Annotated in this window: 14 protein-coding genes and 1 pseudogene; 8 read left to right on the forward strand and 7 right to left on the reverse strand. The window is 60.7% G+C overall.

The genetic code is table 11. The features are described 5' to 3' along the window. Positions 1 to 17: 17 nt before the first annotated feature. From KW403_RS13240 to KW403_RS13275, 8 genes are read left to right on the forward strand one after another with little or no spacing between them, the layout of a single operon-like run. Positions 18 to 944, forward strand: coding sequence for a VOC family protein (locus KW403_RS13240; RefSeq protein WP_223019937.1), 927 nt, complete (start codon positions 18 to 20; stop codon positions 942 to 944). Continuing rightward, complete coding sequence (locus KW403_RS13245) at positions 944 to 1,732, forward strand: SDR family oxidoreductase (protein ID WP_223019938.1); 789 nt, start codon at positions 944 to 946, stop codon at positions 1,730 to 1,732. Before KW403_RS13240 ends, KW403_RS13245 begins: the two co-directional genes overlap by 1 nt. Before the next feature lie 10 nt (positions 1,733 to 1,742). Continuing rightward, on the forward strand, positions 1,743 to 3,434 hold the full coding sequence (locus KW403_RS13250; RefSeq protein WP_223019939.1) for a thiamine pyrophosphate-binding protein: 1,692 nt from the start codon (positions 1,743 to 1,745) through the stop codon (positions 3,432 to 3,434). 3 nt (positions 3,435 to 3,437) lie between these two features. After that, positions 3,438 to 4,262 carry an aspartate dehydrogenase gene (locus tag KW403_RS13255; RefSeq protein WP_223019940.1) on the forward strand — a complete coding sequence of 275 codons (825 nt, stop codon included), beginning with the start codon at positions 3,438 to 3,440 and terminating at the stop codon, positions 4,260 to 4,262. Between the two features lie 13 nt (positions 4,263 to 4,275). Next, positions 4,276 to 5,769 carry an aldehyde dehydrogenase gene (locus KW403_RS13260; RefSeq protein WP_223019941.1) on the forward strand — a complete coding sequence of 498 codons (1,494 nt, stop codon included), beginning with the start codon at positions 4,276 to 4,278 and terminating at the stop codon, positions 5,767 to 5,769. Next, positions 5,766 to 7,010: an FAD-dependent oxidoreductase gene (locus tag KW403_RS13265; RefSeq protein ID WP_223019942.1), complete on the forward strand. Its 1,245-nt coding sequence runs from the start codon at positions 5,766 to 5,768 to the stop codon at positions 7,008 to 7,010. Before KW403_RS13260 ends, KW403_RS13265 begins: the two co-directional genes overlap by 4 nt. A 2-nt stretch (positions 7,011 to 7,012) precedes the next feature. Next, the gene (locus KW403_RS13270) at positions 7,013 to 7,483 is read left to right on the forward strand and encodes a flavodoxin domain-containing protein (RefSeq protein WP_223019943.1); all 471 of its coding nucleotides are present in this window, start codon (positions 7,013 to 7,015) and stop codon (positions 7,481 to 7,483) included. Further along, complete coding sequence (locus tag KW403_RS13275) at positions 7,480 to 8,079, forward strand: pentapeptide repeat-containing protein (RefSeq protein WP_223019944.1); 600 nt, start codon at positions 7,480 to 7,482, stop codon at positions 8,077 to 8,079. Before KW403_RS13270 ends, KW403_RS13275 begins: the two co-directional genes overlap by 4 nt. Here the strand turns inward: KW403_RS13275 and KW403_RS13280 are convergent. The 7 genes and pseudogenes from KW403_RS13280 to KW403_RS19520 form a co-directional block, all read right to left on the reverse strand. Next, the gene (locus KW403_RS13280; RefSeq protein WP_223019945.1) at positions 8,070 to 8,888 is read right to left on the reverse strand and encodes an IclR family transcriptional regulator; all 819 of its coding nucleotides are present in this window, start codon (positions 8,886 to 8,888) and stop codon (positions 8,070 to 8,072) included. The two genes, KW403_RS13275 and KW403_RS13280, sit on opposite strands and share 10 nt — an antisense overlap. Before the next feature lie 344 nt (positions 8,889 to 9,232). Next, positions 9,233 to 12,352, reverse strand: coding sequence for a UDP-N-acetylmuramoyl-tripeptide--D-alanyl-D-alanine ligase (locus tag KW403_RS13285; protein ID WP_246637779.1), 3,120 nt, complete (start codon positions 12,350 to 12,352; stop codon positions 9,233 to 9,235). Positions 12,353 to 12,362: 10 nt separating this feature from the next. After that, positions 12,363 to 13,556, reverse strand: coding sequence for an HlyD family type I secretion periplasmic adaptor subunit (locus KW403_RS13290; protein ID WP_223019946.1), 1,194 nt, complete (start codon positions 13,554 to 13,556; stop codon positions 12,363 to 12,365). Further along, a complete protein-coding gene (locus KW403_RS13295) occupies positions 13,553 to 15,757 on the reverse strand; it encodes a type I secretion system permease/ATPase (protein WP_223019947.1) in 2,205 nt (734 codons plus the stop codon). Before KW403_RS13295 ends, KW403_RS13290 begins: the two co-directional genes overlap by 4 nt. Before the next feature lie 74 nt (positions 15,758 to 15,831). Then, positions 15,832 to 17,694, reverse strand: a complete 1,863-nt coding sequence (locus KW403_RS19360; RefSeq protein ID WP_246637780.1) for a BapA/Bap/LapF family large adhesin — start codon at positions 17,692 to 17,694, stop codon at positions 15,832 to 15,834. After that, positions 17,691 to 19,733: a hypothetical protein gene (locus tag KW403_RS19365; RefSeq protein WP_246637781.1), complete on the reverse strand. Its 2,043-nt coding sequence runs from the start codon at positions 19,731 to 19,733 to the stop codon at positions 17,691 to 17,693. Before KW403_RS19365 ends, KW403_RS19360 begins: the two co-directional genes overlap by 4 nt. 91 nt (positions 19,734 to 19,824) lie before the next feature. Further along, positions 19,825 to 20,160: pseudogene (locus KW403_RS19520) on the reverse strand (BapA/Bap/LapF family prefix-like domain-containing protein); the annotation flags it as partial. Between the last annotated feature and the right edge of the window lie 249 nt (positions 20,161 to 20,409).

Here is a 20,409-nt window from a genome sequence, read left to right on the forward strand (position 1 = left end):
CGGCAGGAGGAACGAGCATGGCAGAAACAGTTCGCGTAGGCAGCCTTCGGGGCATCATGATGCGTGGGCCCGGCATTACCGGCACACTGCCGTTCTATGAGGATATGTGGGGGCTGAGCCTCGCCCACAAGGAAGACGGCGTGGCGCTTCTGCGCGGCACAGGAAGCGAGCCTTTCCTTTACGGACTGAAGGACGGCCCCGTCTACGGCATTGAATATGTGCATTTTGCGATGCCCGACCGGGCGTCGATGGACGCGCTCCATGCACAGATCATCGAGCGGGGAGGCGTGGTGCTCGGTGAACCCGGCCCGTTCGATGATCATGCTGGCGGCTATGGCTTCGAAATGCTCGATCCGGACAACAGGCGCCTTCGGTTCCGCACCGATGCGCTGAGCCTTGACGAGGAGCCGGAATGGGCCAAGCCACGCAAGGTGAGCCATGTGGTGCTGAATACGCCGGACATGGAAGGGGTGCAGGAATTCTACACCCATGTTCTGGGGTTCCGCGTGTCTGATTACTCCGCCGACCAAATGGTGTTTTTGCGGTGCAATTCGGATCACCATTCCATCGCTCTCGTGCGCGGCAATTATGCCAGCGTCAATCACGTCGCGTTCGAAATGCCGTCGATTGATGAATTCATGCGCGGCATCGGCCGCATGAAACAGAAAGGCCATGTGCCGACCTGGGGACCGGGACGGCACGGGCCGGGCAACAACCCCTTCGCCTATTTCGTCTCGCCATCGGGCTTTGTCATCGAGTTCACCTCCGAGCTGCAGCAGATCGATGAGGCGACGCACGAGGCACAGGTGTGGCCGCGCGACAAGCCGGAAGCGATGGATCGCTGGATGACGGCGGGCCCGCCGACCCCTGCTCAACGCGCCGTGATGCAGGGCAGGCCCGATCCAGGCTTTCCCGAACTCGCGCCAGCCGGGGGTAATGTCTGATGCACTACGGATATGACGGCAAGGTTGCTGTGGTCACCGGCGGTTCGTCCGGAATCGGTCTGGCAACGGTGGAAACGCTGCTCCAGTCGGGCGCGAGCGTGGCCTTCTGCGCTCGTACCGAAAGCCGATTGAACGACGTGGCCGCGGTCCTCACCCGCGATTACGGCGAAGAGCGCGTGATGGCGCAGGCATTTTCGGTTCTCGAACCGGAGGCGGTGAAGGATTTCGCCGGGGCGGTGGAAAACCGCTTCGGCGGCTGCGATCTTCTGGTCAACAATGCCGGGCAGGGGCGCATCTCCACCTTTGAAGACACCAGCGACGATGACTGGCGCGCCGAATACGAACTCAAGCTTTTCAGCCAGATCCATCCAACCCGCGCCTTCCTGCCGATGCTGCGCCGGGCCAAAGGCGCGATTGTCGCGGTCAACTCGCTTCTGGCCTACCAGCCAGAGCCGCATATGGTCTGCACCTCTTCGGCACGTGCCGGGGTGCAAAACCTCCTCAAATCGCTGAGCGTGGAACTGGCTCCCGACGTGCGGGTCAACTCGATCCTGCTCGGTCTGGTCGGCTCCGGCCAGTGGTCTCGCCGCTTTGCAGAACGCGAGGACCAAAGTCAGAGCCGGGCCGAATGGTATGGCGCGCTTGCGGCCAGAAAGGGCATCCCGCTCGGCCGTCTCGGCAACCCGGCGGAAGCGGCCGCCGCCATCGCTTTTCTTGGTTCGCCTGCGGCGAGCTACATCACAGGCGCTCAGCTCGAAGTTTCGGGCGGCCTGTCTCGTTACATTTGAAGGACACGGGATGAAACTCGAGACAATCACAGCCACCGAGACGGTCGGGGATTTCATTGCCCGCTATCTTGCAGAGATCGGCGTCACCACTGTGTTCGGGGTCATCTCCATTCACAACATGCCGATCCTCGACGCGATTGCGCGGCAGGAGCGCATCCGTTTCGTGCCGGCACGCGGCGAGGCGGGCGCCATGAACATGGCTGATGCCTATGCGCGCGTTTCGGGAGAGCTGGGTGTCTGCCTGACCTCCACCGGCACGGCTGCCGGCAATGCGGCCGGCGCTCAAGCCGAAGCTCTGACAGCGGGGTCACGTGTTCTGCACATCACGACGCAGGTCGATTTGGAGTTCGCCGACCGCGACCGCGCCGCCATCCACGATGTGCCGCGCCAGCCGCAAATGCTGCGCGGCGTTTCCAAGGCCGTTTTCCGCATGTGGGACGCCAATGGCGCGGTCGGTGCGCTGACGGCTGCGGTTTCGGCAGCACTTTCGGCACCGAGCGGGCCGGTCAGCCTGGAAATACCCGTCGACGTTCAAAGATCTCAGGCCAGCCCCACCGCCCGCATTCACAAGCCGCAGCCGATCCGGCCCGTGGCGCCCGACAGCGTGATTGACGAGATCGCCGAGTTGGTGAAGGCGGCAAAACGCCCACTTTTGTGGCTCGGAGGTGGTGCCTGCGAAGCCGGCAAGGAAGTGACCGAACTGATGCGCCGCGGTTTCGGCATCGTCACCTCTACCAATGGCCGCGCCATCGTTTCGGAAGCCGAACCTGCGAGCCTGGGCGCCTTCAACATGACGCCGGAGGCCGTGGAGCTCTACAAGAGCTGTGACCTGATGATCGTAGTCGGCTCGCGCCTTCGCGGCAATGAAACGCGGAACAACAAGATGCCGCTGCCCCGCCCACTGGTGCAGATCGACGCTGACGCGGCACAGGGCGGGCGGAATTACCCGGTTGAAGTGTTTGCCCATGGCGATGCCACGGACACGCTGGCGCGCCTGCTTGAGCGCCTGCCGGACACGCTCGACACCGACACCAATCTTTCTTTCGACATCGCCCGCACGCGGGCACAGGCCGAAGGCCGAATGCGCGATGTGCTTGGACCCTATCGGGTCGTGGCCGACACGCTGGCCGACCGGGTGTTCACCAATGGTCATGCCTGGGTGCGGGACGTTACCATCTCCAACTCCACCTTCGGCAACCGCTATGTGCGCATTGCCGCCCCCAATCTCGGTGTTCACGCGCTGGGTGGTGGTATTGGCCAGGGCGTCGCCATGGGCGTCGGGGCAGCGGTTGCGTCCAAGGGGGGCAAGGGGGCCAAGGGGGCCAAGGCGATCACGCTTCTGGGCGACGGCGGAACCATGCTCGGACTGGCCGAGATGATCACCGCGGTCGAAGAGAACGCCCCTCTCGTCTATCTCCTGATGAACGACAAGGCCTATGGCGTGATCCAGAACATCCAGGATGCACAGTATGACAGCCGCCGCCACTATTCGGCGTTGGCGACGCCGGACTTTGCCGGGTTCTGCAAGTCGATTGGCATGCCGCACCGGGTGATCAGCGATGTCGCAGACTTCCCTGTTGTCTTCGATGAGGCTGTCGCTGCTGACGGACCGCAATTGATCGAGATCGACATGTGCGCCATTGGCCCATTCAACGAAGCCTTTGCCGGCCCGCCTGCAGGCGCCGCGGGCAAGGAGGCGTAGAGAATGAGGCTCGGACTGATCGGTTTTGGCAACATCGCCGGGACGCTGCTCGACCTGCTGTCAAAGACACTCGATGCGCCGCTGGCTCATCTGTGCGTTGTGACGCTCCCGGAGTTTGCCGCCGAAACGGAGGCGCGCCTGCAGGCAGAATTTGGTGCCGTGGCGCAGGACATTTCCGTTGTCGGTGATGCCGAAGCGTTGCTCGCCGAAAAGCCCGACCTGGTGGTGGAATGTGCCGGACATGGGGCCGTTGTGGCGCATGTGCTGCCGGTTCTGCGCGCTGGCACGGATGTGATCATGGTGTCCATCGGCGCGCTGTCCGATGCGGCGCTCGAGGCCGATCTGCGGGCGGCGGCCAGCGCCGGTGGCGCGCGCCTCGTTTTGCCCGCCGGTGCTGTTGGCGGTATTGATCTGCTCTCTGCTCTGGGAGCGGCAGGCGGGCTGGAGGTGCGCTATCGCGGCTCCAAACCGCCGCGTGCCTGGACCGGTACACCGGCCGAAGCGGCGGTCGACCTGGCAAACCTGACCGAAGCAACGACATTTTTCACGGGCAACGCCCGTGAAGCCGCACGCGATTTCCCAAAGAATGCGAACGTCGCCGCGACGCTGGCACTGGCGGGAGGTGGGTTCGAGGCGACCCGGGTGGAGCTCGTCGCCGATCCTGCCGCACCTGGAAATGTGCATGAATACTCGGTCGTCTCACCGCTCGCGAAATACTCGATGCGGATTGAAAACCTGCCATCGGCCGGCAATGCCAAGACATCCGTTTCAACAGTCTACAGCGTGTTGCGCGAGATTCGGAACCGGATCGGACCGGTGGCGATCTGAAAGGGAGGCGAACATGATCGAACTGCCCCAGAACAAGCTCTTCGTCGGCGGAGAATGGGAAGAGGGAAATGGTGCCGAAATCACCTCGATCTTCCCTGCCGACGGCAGCGTCAACCGCGTGCTTCGCGGTGCGAGCATCGCCGATGGAGAACGTGCCATCGAGCGCGCGAAGACGGCGCAGGCAGATCCGGCATGGCGCAATCTCAAACCGCATGAGCGGGCGCGTTTTCTCTACGCCATAGCCGACGGGATCGAGGCGAATGCCGAGAGGATCTCTCATATCCAGAGCCGTGACACGGGCAAGACCCTGCGAGAGACAGGGGCGCTGGCGGCTTCCGCTGCCGGGACATTCCGCTATTTCGGGGCGGTGCTGGAGAGTTCTGACGAAGCGCTGACGGTCCAGCGCGGCGATGCGCTGACCATGTCGGTTCATGAACCGCTCGGCCTTGTCGGCGCGATCACGCCGTGGAACTCGCCGATTGCATCGGATGCGCAGAAGGTCGCCCCGGCGCTGGCCGCCGGAAACGCGGTGCTCTTGAAGCCGGCCTCCTGGTCGCCGCTCGTCTCCCTGGAACTGGCGCGGATCGTCGAGGCATCGGGCCTGCCGAAGGGGCTGTTCTCGGTGCTGCCGGGTTCGGGACGGGAGATTGGAAATCTTCTGGTCGAGCACCCCGACATCGCCAAGATCAGCTTTACCGGCGGCACGGCGACAGGACGCGCGCTTGCGGTGAAGGCAGCGCAGAAACTGATGCCGGTGTCGCTGGAGCTTGGTGGCAAGTCTCCGACCATTGTCTTTGCCGATGCCGATATCGAGCAGGCGCTCGCCGGCGTGCTGTTCGGCATTTTCTCGTCAACGGGCCAGAGCTGTATTGCCGGGGCGCGCCTTTTCGTCGAGCGGCCGATTTATGATCAGTTTGTCGAGCGTCTCGTGGCGGCCACGGAGCGCCTGAAGGTGGGGCATCCTTTCGAAGCCGGGACACAGGTCGCGCCGATGGTCCATTTCGATCACCGCGACAGTGTAGCAGAGCATGTTCATAGGGCGGTCGAGGAGGGAGCCGAACTCCTGACGGGCGGCAAAGCGCCCGAAGGCGAGATCTTCGACAAGGGTGCATATTATCTGCCCACCATTCTTGCCGGCGTCGACAACACGGCGCGCATCTGCCGTGAAGAGGTGTTCGGGCCGGTTCTAGTGGTCCTTCCGTTCGACAGCGAAGAAGATGTCATCGCGCAGGCCAATGATAATGAATATGGTCTGGCGTGCGGCGTGTGGACCCGCGATTTCCCGAAAAGCTGGCGTGTCGGCAATGCCATTGGTGCAGGCACTGTCTGGATCAACACCTACAAGCAGTTTTCGATCTCCACACCCTTCGGTGGGGAGAAGGAAAGCGGCATGGGACGCGAGAAAGGCCGCGAGGGCATTCGCGCCTATATGGCCCAAAAATCCTTTTACACCGATCTTTCGGGCGCGCCGCACCCCTGGGCGGCAGCCACGGTGAAGACCCAATGAGCCGCGCGGTCGCCATTGTCGGATCGGGGCCGTCCGGCTGCTATCTGGCGCAAGCGCTCCTGAAGGCAGAGCCGGACCTCAGCGTCGATCTGATCGACCGCCTGCCCGTACCCTATGGCCTCGTGCGTTATGGCGTGGCGGCTGACCATCAGGGCACGAAGGGAGTGATCCGGCAGTTTGAACGCCTTTTCGAGCGACAGGGTGCGGGCTTCATCGGAAATGTTTCAATCGGCGAGGATGTCAGCCTCGATGAGCTGCGCGCGGCTTATGATGCAGTGGTGCTCGCTGCCGGCCTGTCAGCCGATCGCGCGCTTGGCATTCCCGGTGAAATGCTTGAAGGCGTCTATCGCGCCGGTCGCCTGACGCGCGCGCTTTATGAACATCCCGATGCCGAGCCTCTGCCCGAACTGGGATCGCGGGTGGTCATCATGGGCAATGGCAATGTCGCCATCGACATTCTGCGCCTGCTTGCCAAGACTCCAGAAGAACTGGCCGGCTCCGATCTTGGTGCCGGGCCTTCCGCCTGGCTTGCCGGTTCCGCAATCGAGGAGATCGAGATTGTTGGTCGCTCGCCGGCAGCCGCCGCCAAGTTCGATCCTGTCATGATCAAGGAACTGGCGAAGCTTGAAGGCGTGAGCATTCGCGTGGTTGGTGCGGGGGAGGGCGATGACCCTGAAGCGGCGAAGAAGCTCGCAGCCCTTGAAGCGATTGACGGTTATGGTTCCGGCCCGCGCCGCATCACCTTCCGCTTTGGTCTCACGCCAACAGAGCTTTCCGGCATTGACGGTAATCTGACGGAAGCGCAGTTCGAGGACGGGCAGGGCAACAGGGTGACCCTGACATGCAGCGCCTTTATCACCGCTATCGGCTTCAACGCTCAGAAGAGCCTATCGCGTGACATGCTGATCGACGCGGCGGTGGATGCCGAAGCGGGGGTTCTGGAGGAGGGGCTCTACGCAACGGGTTGGTTCCGTCGCGGCCCTCGCGGAACGATCCCAGACAATCGCGCCGATGCACAGCGTCTGGCAGAACGCATTCTTGCAGACTTCCAGGCAGGGGAGGGTTCACCCCCAAAACCCGGCCGGAGCGCCTTTTCGGATTGGGCGGATGCGGTTGACTATCAGGGCTGGAAACGTATTGACGCGGCTGAACTTGCGGCGGCGCCTGAAAACCGTTGCCGTGCCAAGATTTCCTCGCGCGATGCCATGCTGGCGCTCGCCACTCAGAAACAGGAGCCTTAACAATGAACATAACGGTTCTATACGGCACCGAAACCGGCAATGCCGAAATGCTGGCCGAGGACATCATGGCCGAGCTTGAAGGCGAACATGATGTCGACTGCAGCAATCTTTCGGATTTTGCGCCGGATACCTTCGATGCCGGACGGCTCTACCTGATCGTTTGCTCGTCCTATGGCGATGGAGAATTGCCGGCTTCGGCACAGCCCTTTGCCGAGGCCTTGCAAGCGAATTCACCGGATCTCACCGGTGTTCATTTCGGCGTTTTCGGTCTGGGCGACACAGAATATGAGGAGACATTCGGCTTCGGAAGCAAAAGCCTTTCAGAGCTTTTGACCGCAAGGGGCGCGATTCAGGTCGGTGAGCGCATCACCCATGATGCCTCCGGCAACGATCTGGCCGAGGATCTTGCATTTCCCTGGGCAGCGCAGATCGTGACGCTGGCTGAGGAAAAAATCAGCGAGGGCGTGTCATGAAAGCTTCCGACATTCGTGCATTGATCTGCACACCATGGCGACATGGGGATTGCGTCGACCTTTCAGGCGTCGTCTGTGAAGGCCCGCTTGATATTGCGGGATGTGAGGTGACGGGAGTCAACTTCACGGGTGCTCTCTTTTCTGACGGCTTCGATGCGACTGGCGCGCGCTTTCGCGGTGTCAGCTGGTTCAGCCACGGCCATTTCGGAAAGGAAGCCAGATTCGTAGAGGCGGTGTTCACCAACGATGCCCGCTTCGATCAGGCAACCTTTTCCGGCGAGACGTCTTTCGAAGGCGCGGAGTTCCGCGGTATCGCCCGGTTCGACCGAAGCGATTTCGTGGCAGGTGCGAATTTTAGCAGTGTCGCTTGCTACGGAAACTTTTCGTTGCACGGAGTGTGGATGCGCAAACAGGCGCGGTTTCAAGGAGCCGAATGGTTGGGTGGCCTGTGGTGCGAGGCTGCGCAATTGCCCGATGATGTGGACTTCGCGGACACCCAGGTTCATGGCCGTCTATGGTTGCGCCACGCAGTCGCCGGAAACAGGCGATTGCGAAGCAGCGCCTTCCCGCTTTCTTACGGGTACACCTACAACTGATCGGCGGACCAGCCGCGATAGCCCAAAGCTTCTGACATGGAGCGGGCAACGGTCTTGAGTTCCTGCTCGATCTTTCCAGCCTGGGGCCCGTCTTCGGCGAAGATGCTGGCATGGCCGGTGACGTTGATGGCGCCGACAGCGCGTGCCTGATGGTCGTGGATGGCGACTGCTGCGGATCCGATCTCGCGTTCAAAATTGGCAACGCTCCAGGCAATCCCGCGAGCCCGATCCGCTTGAAGTTGCTTCTCCAGATCAGCGAGCGTGGTGCGTGTCTTTGTGGTGAAGGATTCCATCGATTGGCCGACATATAAGGACCGCAGTGAGGCAATCGGCAGTTCCGCCAGCAGAATGCGGCCGATTGTGGTGGCGTGAGCGGGCAGTCGGGTGCCTTCGCGCACCGTGCTTGCGAGATGCGAATTGGGTGTTTCGCGCGCCAGATACACGATCTCGCGACCTTCCAGAACGCCGAGATGCGCCGACAGGTTGAGCGAATCGACAAGTTGCTTGAGGAACGGCCGCGCCACCTGGAGGATACTGCGTTCGTTTAACGCTTCCGAGGCGAGGGCGATGAGGCCGGTGCCTAGGCGATACCCACCATCATCGGCGATCGGCTCAATGATGCTTTCGGCCTCAAGTGTGGCCAGGAGGCGGATAAGCGTCGTCCGGTTGATGTCGAGCGCCTTTGCCGCGTTGCTGATATTGCGGCACCGGTTGCCTGCCGCGATGTAGCGAAGCAGCGCAATCGCCCTGGTCACCGGAGGAACGACGTAAAGCGGTTCTTTTGTTTCTGCGTTAAGCTCTTCTACCACTTACGGCTCCGCTGAATCGGTCTTATTTGCTCACAATTATCATATTTGAACAGAATCCAGTAGGAGGCTGTCTCTATGAATGCTGCAAATGACACCGATATTTTTGTCGGGAGAGGGAATTTTTCTACCGGGTCCCCTCCGGGGTGGGGCTGTGGTTCAGCCCACCGCTTCGGATCGGAGTTGCTACAGGCGCCCTCGCAACGGTCCTAGAAACCGCAGAAGGGTGTCGGAACTGTCAGTACGAACCCCATCTGCGGTCTGCGGTCTGCGGTCTGGCAGCGGCAGGGTTGTCGATCCGGTTCAGGCGCGAATGAATTGGCGACAAACGGAGTTCAGCGGGTTCCTTACGCTGAACGCATGTCCGCCATGGCGGCCGCAAGCGTATGCAGTTTTGTGCTGTTTGAACCCTTGATCAAGACAATGTCGCCATCACGGACCTCGTCGAGGAACGCCTGGCGCATCTCTTCCAGGGTCGTCGCGTGAGATCCCTTAAGGGCTTCGGGCAGTGCGCCCCAGAAGTCCTCATAGAGCGCTCCGAGCACGTGAACGCGATCGATGCCGTTTGCCGCGATGAGGGGAGCAAGGTCTGTGTGAAAACTGCGTGCCTGTGCACCCAGCTCCGCCATCTCACCCAAAAAAGCGATCCGCCGACCTTCGCCGGTTCTCTTGCCGAGATTCGCAAAGGCGGCTCTCATGGAGGCCGGGTTGGCATTGTAGGCGTCGTCTATCAGATGGATGGTGCGTCCACTGATCGTGAGCCGGTGCTCAGCACCGCGCCCGGGCAGGGGCGAAAAACTGGCCAATTGATCTAGTGCCGCTTCAAGCGGGTAGCCCAGCGCAGCCACGGCAGCGATGATGGCAAGGCTGTTGCGCGCCATGTGCTCACCGGCGGCACCAAGAGCAAAACGCACCATTCGCCCTTCAATACAGGCATCAACAGACCCGTTTTGCGCGTCGTAATCGATAAGCCGGTATGCGCAATCTGCGCTTGTTCCGTAGTGGACGATTTTCAGGTCGCGTGCCTGAGCGGCAGCGTGGACCACATCCCATTCCTGCATGTCTCGATTGAGGACGGCCACGCCACCGGGGCTCATGCCTTGAAAAATCGCGCTTTTTGTTACGGCGATGTCGCGCGGCGTGGTGGTCTCGGAAAGGTGCGCTGGGGCTATATTGGTGAAAATGGCGACATCAGCTTCCGCCATGCGAGCACTCTGCCCCATGCGGCCGACCGCCAGCTCGAGCACGACGTGATCCGTATCGGCAGGAATAGAGGCAAGGTTCCAGGCGACGCCGTGCGGAAGATTGGCGTTGTGCGCGGTCTGGGCGACACTTCCATAAGGCGAGAGTGCGTGGGCCAGCATTGCGACGGTTGTCGTTTTCCCTGCGCTTCCCGTAATGGCGAGAAGCTTGCCGTTCATGCACTGTCGCGCATACCGCCCCAGAGCGAGAATGGCTGCGCCGGTATCCTTCACCGAAAGAACCGGAACATTGTCGGGGACCGGTGCCTGAGGGGCGTCGGTGATGATCGCGGCAGGTGGGGGCTTCATGCCGGCAATCACGCTCGGCGGTACTCCTCTGCCCGAATTTCCAACCCGCATGGTGACCATATGGCCTGGTTTGCGCGTGGGCGCGTGGATGCAGAGTCCCGTGGCGGTCCAGTCAGGCCTCGGGGGGACCATCCAGTTGCCGCCCGTCGCCTCGGCAACGGTGGAGGCGTTCCAGATGGGGCCTGCCGGCGTGCGCATCGGAGGCTTGCGGTCCGCGGAAGCATGTGAATGCTGCCTCACCAGCGACTGGAAGGCGGAACGCTGCTTCAGATAGTTCTTGTAGGCGATGAACCCTGACAGATAGTGCTCCACATCGTCGATGCGCACCCGGAACGCGTGGTGGCGAATGAAGAAGCTGCCTGCAACCCGGCTCGGCGTACGAAAATACATCGCGGTCTCTGGCCAGAAAAAGCCGTTCAAAAGGTACCGGGCGCGAAACTCGAGCGCCTCGCTGAACGCGACGAGATCGATCCTGCGCAGAAGATGCGTCATCTGAGGCAAATCGCCGATGCGGCTTATCAAGGAGCGTGCAGCCATCATCAGTTCGAGAAGCGTGGGAAAGGTGGTGATGCGCTGACGCACGAAATCCAGATAACCGGCAACGTTTTGCAGCCCAAAGATGAAATAGCGTTCCTCCGGGCGATGGCGGGTCAGTTCGTTGACGCAATAGCTCAGCCAATGGTCATGATGCCGCCAGTGGTTCTCAGCGATGAAGTGATCGAATGCCTTTTCCACGGCGCCTAGCCAGCGAGGATCCTGGGTGATGTCGTAGAGCCGCATCAGGCCGAACGCCGCCTCGCCCTCGTAATAAATGGTACGGAAGGCCTCCTTCACTTCCAGGGAGGGATAGTGCAGCACATGTTTGAACGAGCCGGTTCGCTGATCCTGCATGTGGACGATGCCGAGCGCGAGCTTTTCCATCAGAGGAAGGTGGGTCCGGTCGCCGGTGGTGGTCGTATACTTGCTGAGCGCCAGCAATGCGACCGCATTGCCGCCCAGCTTGATCTCGTCGCCGACATCCACCAGAAACGCAGCCCGCCCGCCATCCGGAAGGTCCACTTCGCGAATGAGCTCCCGCATCATACGGGAAATTGAACGGTCTATGGCGCTCTTCAGCGTCGCCTCGCGCGTCAATTCCCATGCTTCGAGCATGGAATAGGTGGTGCTGGCGTGGCGCAGCGTGTTGTATGCTTCGATGCGACGGTCGAAGCAGGGGTGGAACCCGTAAACAAAAGCGCCGTCCTCTCCCACTTGCCGGGCGAGATATCCGGAAGCTGAGCGCACCAGATGTTCGACCAGAGGTTCGTCCAGAACGTCGACACGCCGCCGACCGGTGTCCGGTCCCACCTCGTTTAGCGGGTGCAGGCCGCCATCGAGTTCGCGGAACACGCCTTTTGTGGAGAATACGAAAACCGCGCGCTCGTCATTGAATTCCAGCGCGGCGGCGCCAGGATACTTAATACCGGCATATCGCGCGAAATTCTTTTCGTTGAGGACGGCGTGGGCCACGCGATTGCCGCCGTAGAGCATCGCGTTTGCGTTCAGCTCCTGTTCGAGAAAGGCCCTGTCAAAGCCGGCATCGAGCGCCAAGCCGCACCGAAAATAATTCCGCTTGGTTCGTGCCAGGCTCTCTCGCAGGTCCTTCCATGTTCTGACCTCGGCGCGATCAACCCAGTCCACCCGCAGCCAGCGCCCTTCGAGCCCGTCCTCCCGCATCACCCGCCGTAGCTGCGACAGACCTTTTTGCCATGCAGCTTCGAGAGTGGCACCCGTTGCGTTGACCACGCGCGCACGAGCTTCGCCGTCTGAGACTGAAAAAAACAGAATCACCTCTGGGAACGGCGCTTGAAGCGACACGATGCCTTTCCGCAACTGCGTTCTGATTTCAAGCAATCCGTCGAATTTCTCGTGTCGCATGGTGCCCGTCCTAACGTTCGCGCAGTGCTTCGCGCGCGCGGTTGAAAGGTTTGATGAGGTAATCCAGAACGGTTTTGCTCCCGGTGTGAATATCGACGGTGGCGACCATGCCCGGAACAATGGGAAAGCGCTTGCCGGCCTTGTTGACGAGGGCGTCATCCTCGGTCTCGATAAAGACGCGGTAGTAGTATTTCTCCTTTTCCACCTCGTCCTGGATCGTGTCCGGTGAGATCGTTGTCACCTCTCCGTCAATGTCTCCATAAATCGCGTAGTCATAGGCACTGATCTTGACGCTCGCTCTCTGGCCCGGATGGATGAAGGCGATGTCGCGCGGCGAGATGCGTGTCTCAATGAGCAACTGGTCATCGAGCGGGATGATATCCATCAGCTTTCCGTTTGGGGGAACGACACCGCCAATGGTGGAAACCTCTATATTCTTGACGATGCCACGCACTGGCGAGCGGTGTGTCAGCCGAGCAAGACTGTCTGAACGCCCGCGGACGACCGGGGAGAGTGCGCTCATTTCGGCGTTGGCTTCGGACAATTCCTCTCGGGCACGAACAAGATACTCGGATTTGACTTCGGCTTTCTTGAGTTCCAGTTCGGCAGCCTGGCGCTGAAGACGGATGATTTCGACATTGCTCGCCGCACCGATGGCGGAGAGCGATTGGTTGATCTCCAGCTCCTTGATAACGAGAAGGAGCGATTCCTCAATCCAGCGCAACGATTCACGCAATGAGCGCCGCCGCTCCTCATAGAGTTCGCGTTCCGAACTGATCAGTTCGGGATAATCCCGCAGGTCTTCAGGAAATTGGAGCGGTGTCTGGTTGACCTCTGCCTGCAGCCTTGCGGAAGCGGCCTGAGCAGCCCGGTACTTCGCCGCGCTTTCCTCGACATCGGACTCCTTTTTCGTAGGATCAAGCTGTGCCAGCAACTGGCCCGGCTTCACCACCTGGTCTTCGCGAACGTGAATCGCGGCGAGAATGCCTCCTTCGAAAGATTCAATCGCCTGTTCACGCTTGGTCGGAATGACGCGTCCACTGCCCGAGGATACCTCGTCCAGAATCGCGAAATAAGACCACACAAGTGCTGCCGCCAGAAGCACGCACAGAACCCGAACGATGCGTGTGGATCGTGACAGCCGTACATCGTCGTGATCGCCATATTCCCAGCCGTGGGTGTCGTCCTTGTGAAGCAGCGTCATGATCGGCTCTCCTCATTCGCGGCTCGACGATTGCTCGGTCGATTGGCCGGGACCACCTTTTTGACGCCCTGCAGCACCTTCAAGGCGGCATCCTTGCTGTCGTCCAAAGCCACCTGACCGTTGTCGAACACCACGATACGCTCGACCAGGTCCAGGATGCGCATGCGGTGCGTGGCGATCACTACGGTCCGGTCCGCGGCCCAATCGTTGAAGCGCGTTATGAACTGACGCTCGGTGGACTCATCCATTGCCGCGGTGGGCTCGTCGAGAAGGATGATCGTCGGTTGTCTGATCAACAGGCGGGCCAGCAACAGGGACTGACGCTGGCCGCCTGAGAGCCCGAGCCCACCCTCCTGGATGGGATGATCGAGACCTTGTGGCAGGCGGCGTATGAATTCGTCCGCGCCCACCATGGCAAGGGCTTCAAAGAGCGCTTCCTGCGAAGCATGCGGCGCCCCAAGCGTGACATTGTCGCGGATCGAGCCATGAAAGAGCCGTGCATTCTGCGTGAGCAGACCGACATCACGTCTGACATCCGCCGGATCTATATGGCCCAGCGCGAGATCATCCAGCGTCACATCGCCGGAAACTGGCTCCAGCATGCCGGAAAGCGCTTGCAGAAATGTCGACTTGCCAGCGCCGTTCTTTCCCAGAACAGCGACTTTCTCTCCAGCAGCGATGTCCAGTTCCTTCACCGTCAACGCCGGTTTCATGCTGAAATCGCCATAGGTGAACACGGCCATGCGCATGCGGTATGCGCCGCGCAGAGCCGTCGCCGACACCCGTACCTCCGCATCGGGATGATCGACCGGCATCTCCATGATCGAGTTGAGGCTTTTCAAGCCGACTTTTGCCTGTTGGAGGCGGCCGAAGACCTGGGTGATTTGTGCCATGGGCGCCATCATCCGTGAGCCCAGAATGGAACAGGCCACAAGCGCGCCGGTGGACATGTCACCCTTCATGACCATTGGCGCCCCGAAGAAAACGATGACGGCGAAGACACCTGTCTGCACAGTATGGCCCCATCCCGTGAGCGCGCTGGTGATGGAGCGTAGGCGCAACTGGGCGTCGGCCGAGACTGCGTTGAAATGGTTCCAGCGCTGCTGGAAGCGCTCCTCCGCCTGAAGCGCTTTCACATCCTCGATGCCCTGAACGGCCTCGACCAGCATTGCGTTGCGCAGCGAGGCCTCGCGCATCGCCTCGCGCGCACTGGCGCGGAGTCTGCCTTGAGCCATGAGGCCTGGGACAATCAGAAGTAAGAGCGCGACTGCGGGGATGATCACCAGCGATCCGCCGATGAGCCAGAATATACCGAGAAACAAAAAGAAGAAGGGCAAGTCCGTGACAGCCGCCGCCGTCGTCGATGTCAGCAGTTCGCGCACCTGTTCCATATCGCGCAACTGGGCGATGAACGTGCCCGTAGATGTGGGACGCTCCCGGTTTTTGACCCGCAATGCATGCCCGAAGAGAAGATCAGACATCCGCAGATCGACCCGTTTGCCCACTGTGTCGAGAATGCCCGTTCGCAGGCGGCGGATGATGAAATCGAAGAGCACTGCCAGCAACACGCCGGAGAACAGCACGAAGAGGGTGTTCATCGAGTTTGCCGGCACCACCCGGTCATACACCTGCATGGAGAAGATAATGCCGGCGAGCGCGAGGAGATTGGCCATGAACGAGGCCAGCATCACATGAGCATAGGGCCGCAAATCACGCAGAGCGATGCGGCGAAACCAATGCTTGCGATAGGGCGCGATGTAGGCATCGACGCGTTCATCGGCGATGGCCCGCTCAGGGCGGGCCAGCACCATCAGCCGTGTCTCGGCCAGCAGGTCATCGACCGGAATGGAGGTAGGTTGTCCAGCGTCACCGCTGAAGATCACAAATGCGCGCCGGTCCGCGCTGAGTGCGGCCACAACGCCGACAAGCCCACTTTCGAGCTCGACCAGAACCGGCAGTCGCCAGCTGTGGAGCTTGCGAAATCGAACGGGTTTGGCCCGCAGCCCGATTTTTCGGGAAACCCTGACGATGCCTTCTGCTTTGTCGGACGTTTCCAGGGACTGCGCCAATTGACGAGCGCCCTGCGCGGAAAACGGCACATTGTAATGCCTTGCCACGTGCTCCAGCGCTTCGATCCAAGCCCAGAGATCTGGCCCATCTCGATCAGGTCTTTCCGCCTGCTCCATGTCGGGGCCCTTCATGCGATCCCCTTCGGTTGATCAATCACTGTGTTGTCGTTGCGCGATCCTGCGACCGCGCAACGCTGTCTTCCGGGCTACACGCCCGCCGAGCCGCTGTCGTCCAGGTCGTCTTCCTGCACCAGGTGGCCGAACGGATCGACAGGCTCGCTTTCGACAAGACCGGATCCTCCGTCATTGCCCATGTCATTGCCCACGTCCTTGGTCGCAGTGCTTTCCGTGTCCTGCGAAAGCATCTCGATATTGTCCAGCGGCACTTCCGGGCTGCCTCCCTCTTCGAGCAGGCCGAGCATTCTTGCGCCGTCCGCCGGTGTGGTCTGGCCGGGGCCGCTATCTTCCGCGCTCGATTGGTCGAGCCCGTCGAGCGCGACAACATCCTCCGTGACAAACAGCGGCTGGGTTGATGCGATCGCAACGAACGTGCCAGGCCCTGCGCCCTGCTCGATATCGATCGTTAGCGTGGCTTCCACACTCGTACCGTTCGGATGTTCCAGTTGATAGGTGAAGACATCCGACTGGCCGATTGAGGCCACGTCCGGATCCGGTTCGTAACTGTATGCGCCGTCGGCAAAGATCGTCAGCGTGCCGTAGGTGCCCACAAGCTGCGTGCCCGCCTGCCCAGGCTCTTCATAGGTCACGCCGTCAGGCGCCACTTTCAGCACCGTGTAGGTCGAGCCCAGCGTGTCATCCTCGAGCACATTGCCCTGTGTGGACACGCCCCCCTCCGCAACGATCTGCGTCAGATCGCTGTTTTCGAAGGTCAAGTCAGCGCTAACGGTGACTCCGATGGCGATCCCGCTATTGGAGACGTTCAGGCGGTACTGCCCTGTCGGAAGGTCATCAATCGTCGCTTCGATTGATTCACCAACGATTCCGATCACGTCGATCAGTCCTGCCTCGCTGCTGTTGGCTATCTCCACCCAGGCGCCATCAACGAATTGTTCCAGCGAGAACTCGATGGATTCAAGAAGATTGAGCAGACTGGAAGAACTGACTGAAATCGACAGGTCGGTCTCGACCTGATCCGCAACGTTGAAGTCATAACTTCCTTCGCCACCGCCCAATACGTTCGTGTACTGGATGGCATTGTCGACCTGCTGCGTGGTGACGACATAGGTCGTGTCGATCCCGGCTGTTCCGGTGTCGTCCACGGCGGTCATGTCCAGCGTCGCGGGCTGTGAAGGATCGAGATCGTTCCAGACCAGGCCCTGGCCGGCACTGTCCACCTGCACGTAAAGTGTGGCTGTCGACGTATTGCCGGTTTCAGGGTCGTTCAGCGTGTAGGTGAACGCATCCACCTGACCGATGCCATCGCCCGCAGCATTGGGGGTGTAGGTGTAGCTGCCGTCAGGATCGATGGTCAGCGTGCCGTAGGTGCCAACGATAGTGGCCCCCGGCCCGGCCACCGCTTCACCATTCACCTGCGTGATCACCGTTGTCGGCGTGACGTCGTCAACTTGCCCATCGTCATTCACGTCGGTGATGACATTGCCGGAAACCGGGACCGGATCGTAACCGCCGATCTCGGTGTAATTGAAGTCCGTACCGGACACCTGCAAGTCGCCGAGCACACCCACGCCGACGCCTTCGAAAGTCATGAAGGCCCGATACTGGCCGGATTCAAGCAATTGCTCGACCTGGTACTCATTTCCACTCAACAGCCCGAGCTCGAGCAGCGTTGCTTCACCGGTGCCGTCAATGCCTGTCCATTGTGTGCCGTCCCATTTCTGGATGACCAGCGCATAATCGCTGAGGACACCTAGGGAGGCCAGCGCGCTGTAATCGAAATCGGCTTCCAGCGTGTGGTTTTCTTCCACGCTGAAGTTGACGGTGGAGGTTCCCAGGACTTCGGCCTGCAGGTCCAGCACACCGATTGAAACAAGTGCCAGATAGTTTGCACTGCCGTGATCGACGGATGACGACGTCGGAAGGACGTTCACCTCCGCACGGGCAAAATCATCATAAGCCTGGATATCGGCGTCTGCATCGGCATCCGCGTCAGCATCTGCGTCCGCATCAGCATCAGCATCAGCATCGGCGTCGGCGTCAGCGTCTGCATCCGCGTCGGCATCCGCATCCGCATCGGCGTCTGCATCCGCATCGGCGTCAGCATCTGCATCTGCATCTGCATCCGCATCCGCATCTGCGTCGGCATCTGCGTCAGCGTCGGCATCCGCGTCCGCATCAGCGTCTGCGTCAGCATCGGCGTCGGCATCCGCATCCGCGTCAGCATCTGCATCTGCGTCAGCATCCGCATCGGCGTCAGCATCCGCGTCCGCATCGGCATCTGCATCTGCATCTGCGTCGGCATCTGCGTCTGCATCTGCATCTGCATCGGCGTCAGCATCCGCGTCCGCATCTGCATCTGCATCGGCGTCAGCATCCGCGTCCGCATCGGCATCTGCATCGGCATCTGCATCTGCGTCAGCATCTGCATCGGCGTCAGCATCAGCATCAGCGTCCGCATCTGCGTCGGCATCCGCATCCGCATCTGCATCAGCATCCGCGTCGGCATCAGCATCAGCATCAGCATCAGCATCGGCATCTGCGTCTGCATCCGCATCTGCGTCGGCATCTGCGTCTGCATCGGCATCTGCATCTGCGTCAGCATCTGCATCGGCGTCAGCATCAGCGTCGGCATCTGCGTCGGCATCCGCATCCGCATCTGCATCTGCATCGGCATCTGCATCAGCATCCGCATCTGCGTCAGCGTCTGCATCGGCGTCAGCATCCGCATCGGCGTCAGCATCCGCGTCCGCGTCAGCATCCGCATCGGCGTCAGCATCTGCATCTGCATCCGCATCCGCGTCAGCATCCGCATCCGCATCCGCATCCGCATCTGCGTCGGCATCCGCGTCCGCATCGGCGTCAGCATCAGCATCAGCGTCCGCATCGGCGTCAGCATCCGCATCTGCGTCGGCATCTGCGTCTGCATCCGCGTCGGCATCGGCATCAGCATCGGCGTCAGCATCGGCATCTGCGTCAGCATCCGCATCGGCGTCAGCATCTGCATCTGCATCCGCATCCGCGTCAGCATCCGCATCCGCATCTGCGTCAGCATCTGCATCTGCATCTGCATCCGCGTCAGCATCCGCATCCGCATCTGCGTCGGCATCCGCGTCCGCATCGGCGTCAGCATCAGCATCAGCGTCCGCATCGGCGTCAGCATCCGCATCTGCGTCGGCATCTGCGTCGGCATCGGCATCAGCATCGGCATCGGCATCAGCATCGGCGTCAGCATCTGCATCGGCGTCAGCATCAGCATCAGCGTCCGCATCCGCATCTGCGTCGGCATCTGCGTCGGCATCGGCGTCAGCATCGGCATCTGCGTCAGCGTCGGCATCCGCGTCCGCATCCGCATCCGCGTCGGCATCGGCGTCAGCATCGGCATCTGCGTCAGCATCCGCGTCCGCATCCGCATCTGCGTCAGCATCCGCGTCGGCATCGGCATCGGCATCAGCGTCAGCATCGGCGTCAGCATCTGCATCCGCATCGGCGTCAGCATCAGCATCCGCATCTGCATCGGCATCCGCGTCAGCGTCGGCGTCGGCGTCGGCGTCCGCATCGGCATCGGCATCAGCATCGGCGTCAGCATCTGCATCTGCATCGGCATCTGCGTCCGCGTCCGCATCGGCGTCAGCATCTGCGTCTGCGTCTGCGTCTGCATCTGCATCCGCGTCAGCATCCGCATCCGCATCTGCGTCGGCATCCGCGTCCGCATCGGCATCCGCATCTGCGTCCGCATCAGCATCGGCATCCGCGTCCGCATCGGCATCTGCGTCGGCATCAGCATCTGCATCAGCATCTGCATCCGCATCGGCATCCGCGTCAGCGTCGGCGTCAGCATCCGCATCCGCATCTGCGTCGGCATCCGCGTCCGCATCGGCATCCGCATCTGCGTCCGCATCAGCATCGGCATCCGCGTCCGCATCGGCATCTGCGTCGGCATCAGCATCTGCATCGGCATCCGCGTCTGCATCAGTATCGTCTGCGTTGGATCCGCCGCCGGAAAGCGCTGCTGCCCCGCCTGCTAGAAGGCCGAGGCCGGAAAGACCCAGCAGCGAGGATCCGCCCAGGCCACCCGCGACGAGTTGATCGACAGAGGCGATTTCGGAAAACTGAAAGTCAGCCAGTCCCGCGCTGTGTTCCCCGAACCACAGATTTCCATCCGGACCTTCGAGAACCAGGTCGCTTTCTACGCCCTCGCTTCCCACATAGAAGTTCTCTATGCGCACCTCGCGTCCGTCATGAAGATGCAAGACGAGATGGTTGCCTTCGCGGGCGTAACTTTCAACCATGGCGGGAGAGAGTTTCAGTGTAACGACGCTCGGCGCGTCTAGAGCAATAGCGTCAAGCGATGCGATTCTTTCGCTTCCAGTACCTTTTACTGAAATTACAGCTGCCACGAGTTCACCTCTGTCAATAATTCTGCCCTAGAGCAACTTACGAATCAGTAAAAAACTTGAAATACAACTGGAGCAGAGGAAATAGTTTTCAAGCAGAAATGTGGGGATACACTCGGATCAAAAATTATTTACGGATAAAAAAATGCTTAAAGATCAATCGGATAATGGTGGATGTTTTATTGAAATTACGAGGTCGTAACGTTCTCGATCTGTTGAATTAATAATTAAAATTATAAATACAAGGCGAGA

The sequence above is a fragment of the Nitratireductor kimnyeongensis genome (assembly GCF_019891395.1).
Taxonomy (GTDB): domain Bacteria; phylum Pseudomonadota; class Alphaproteobacteria; order Rhizobiales; family Rhizobiaceae; genus Nitratireductor; species Nitratireductor kimnyeongensis.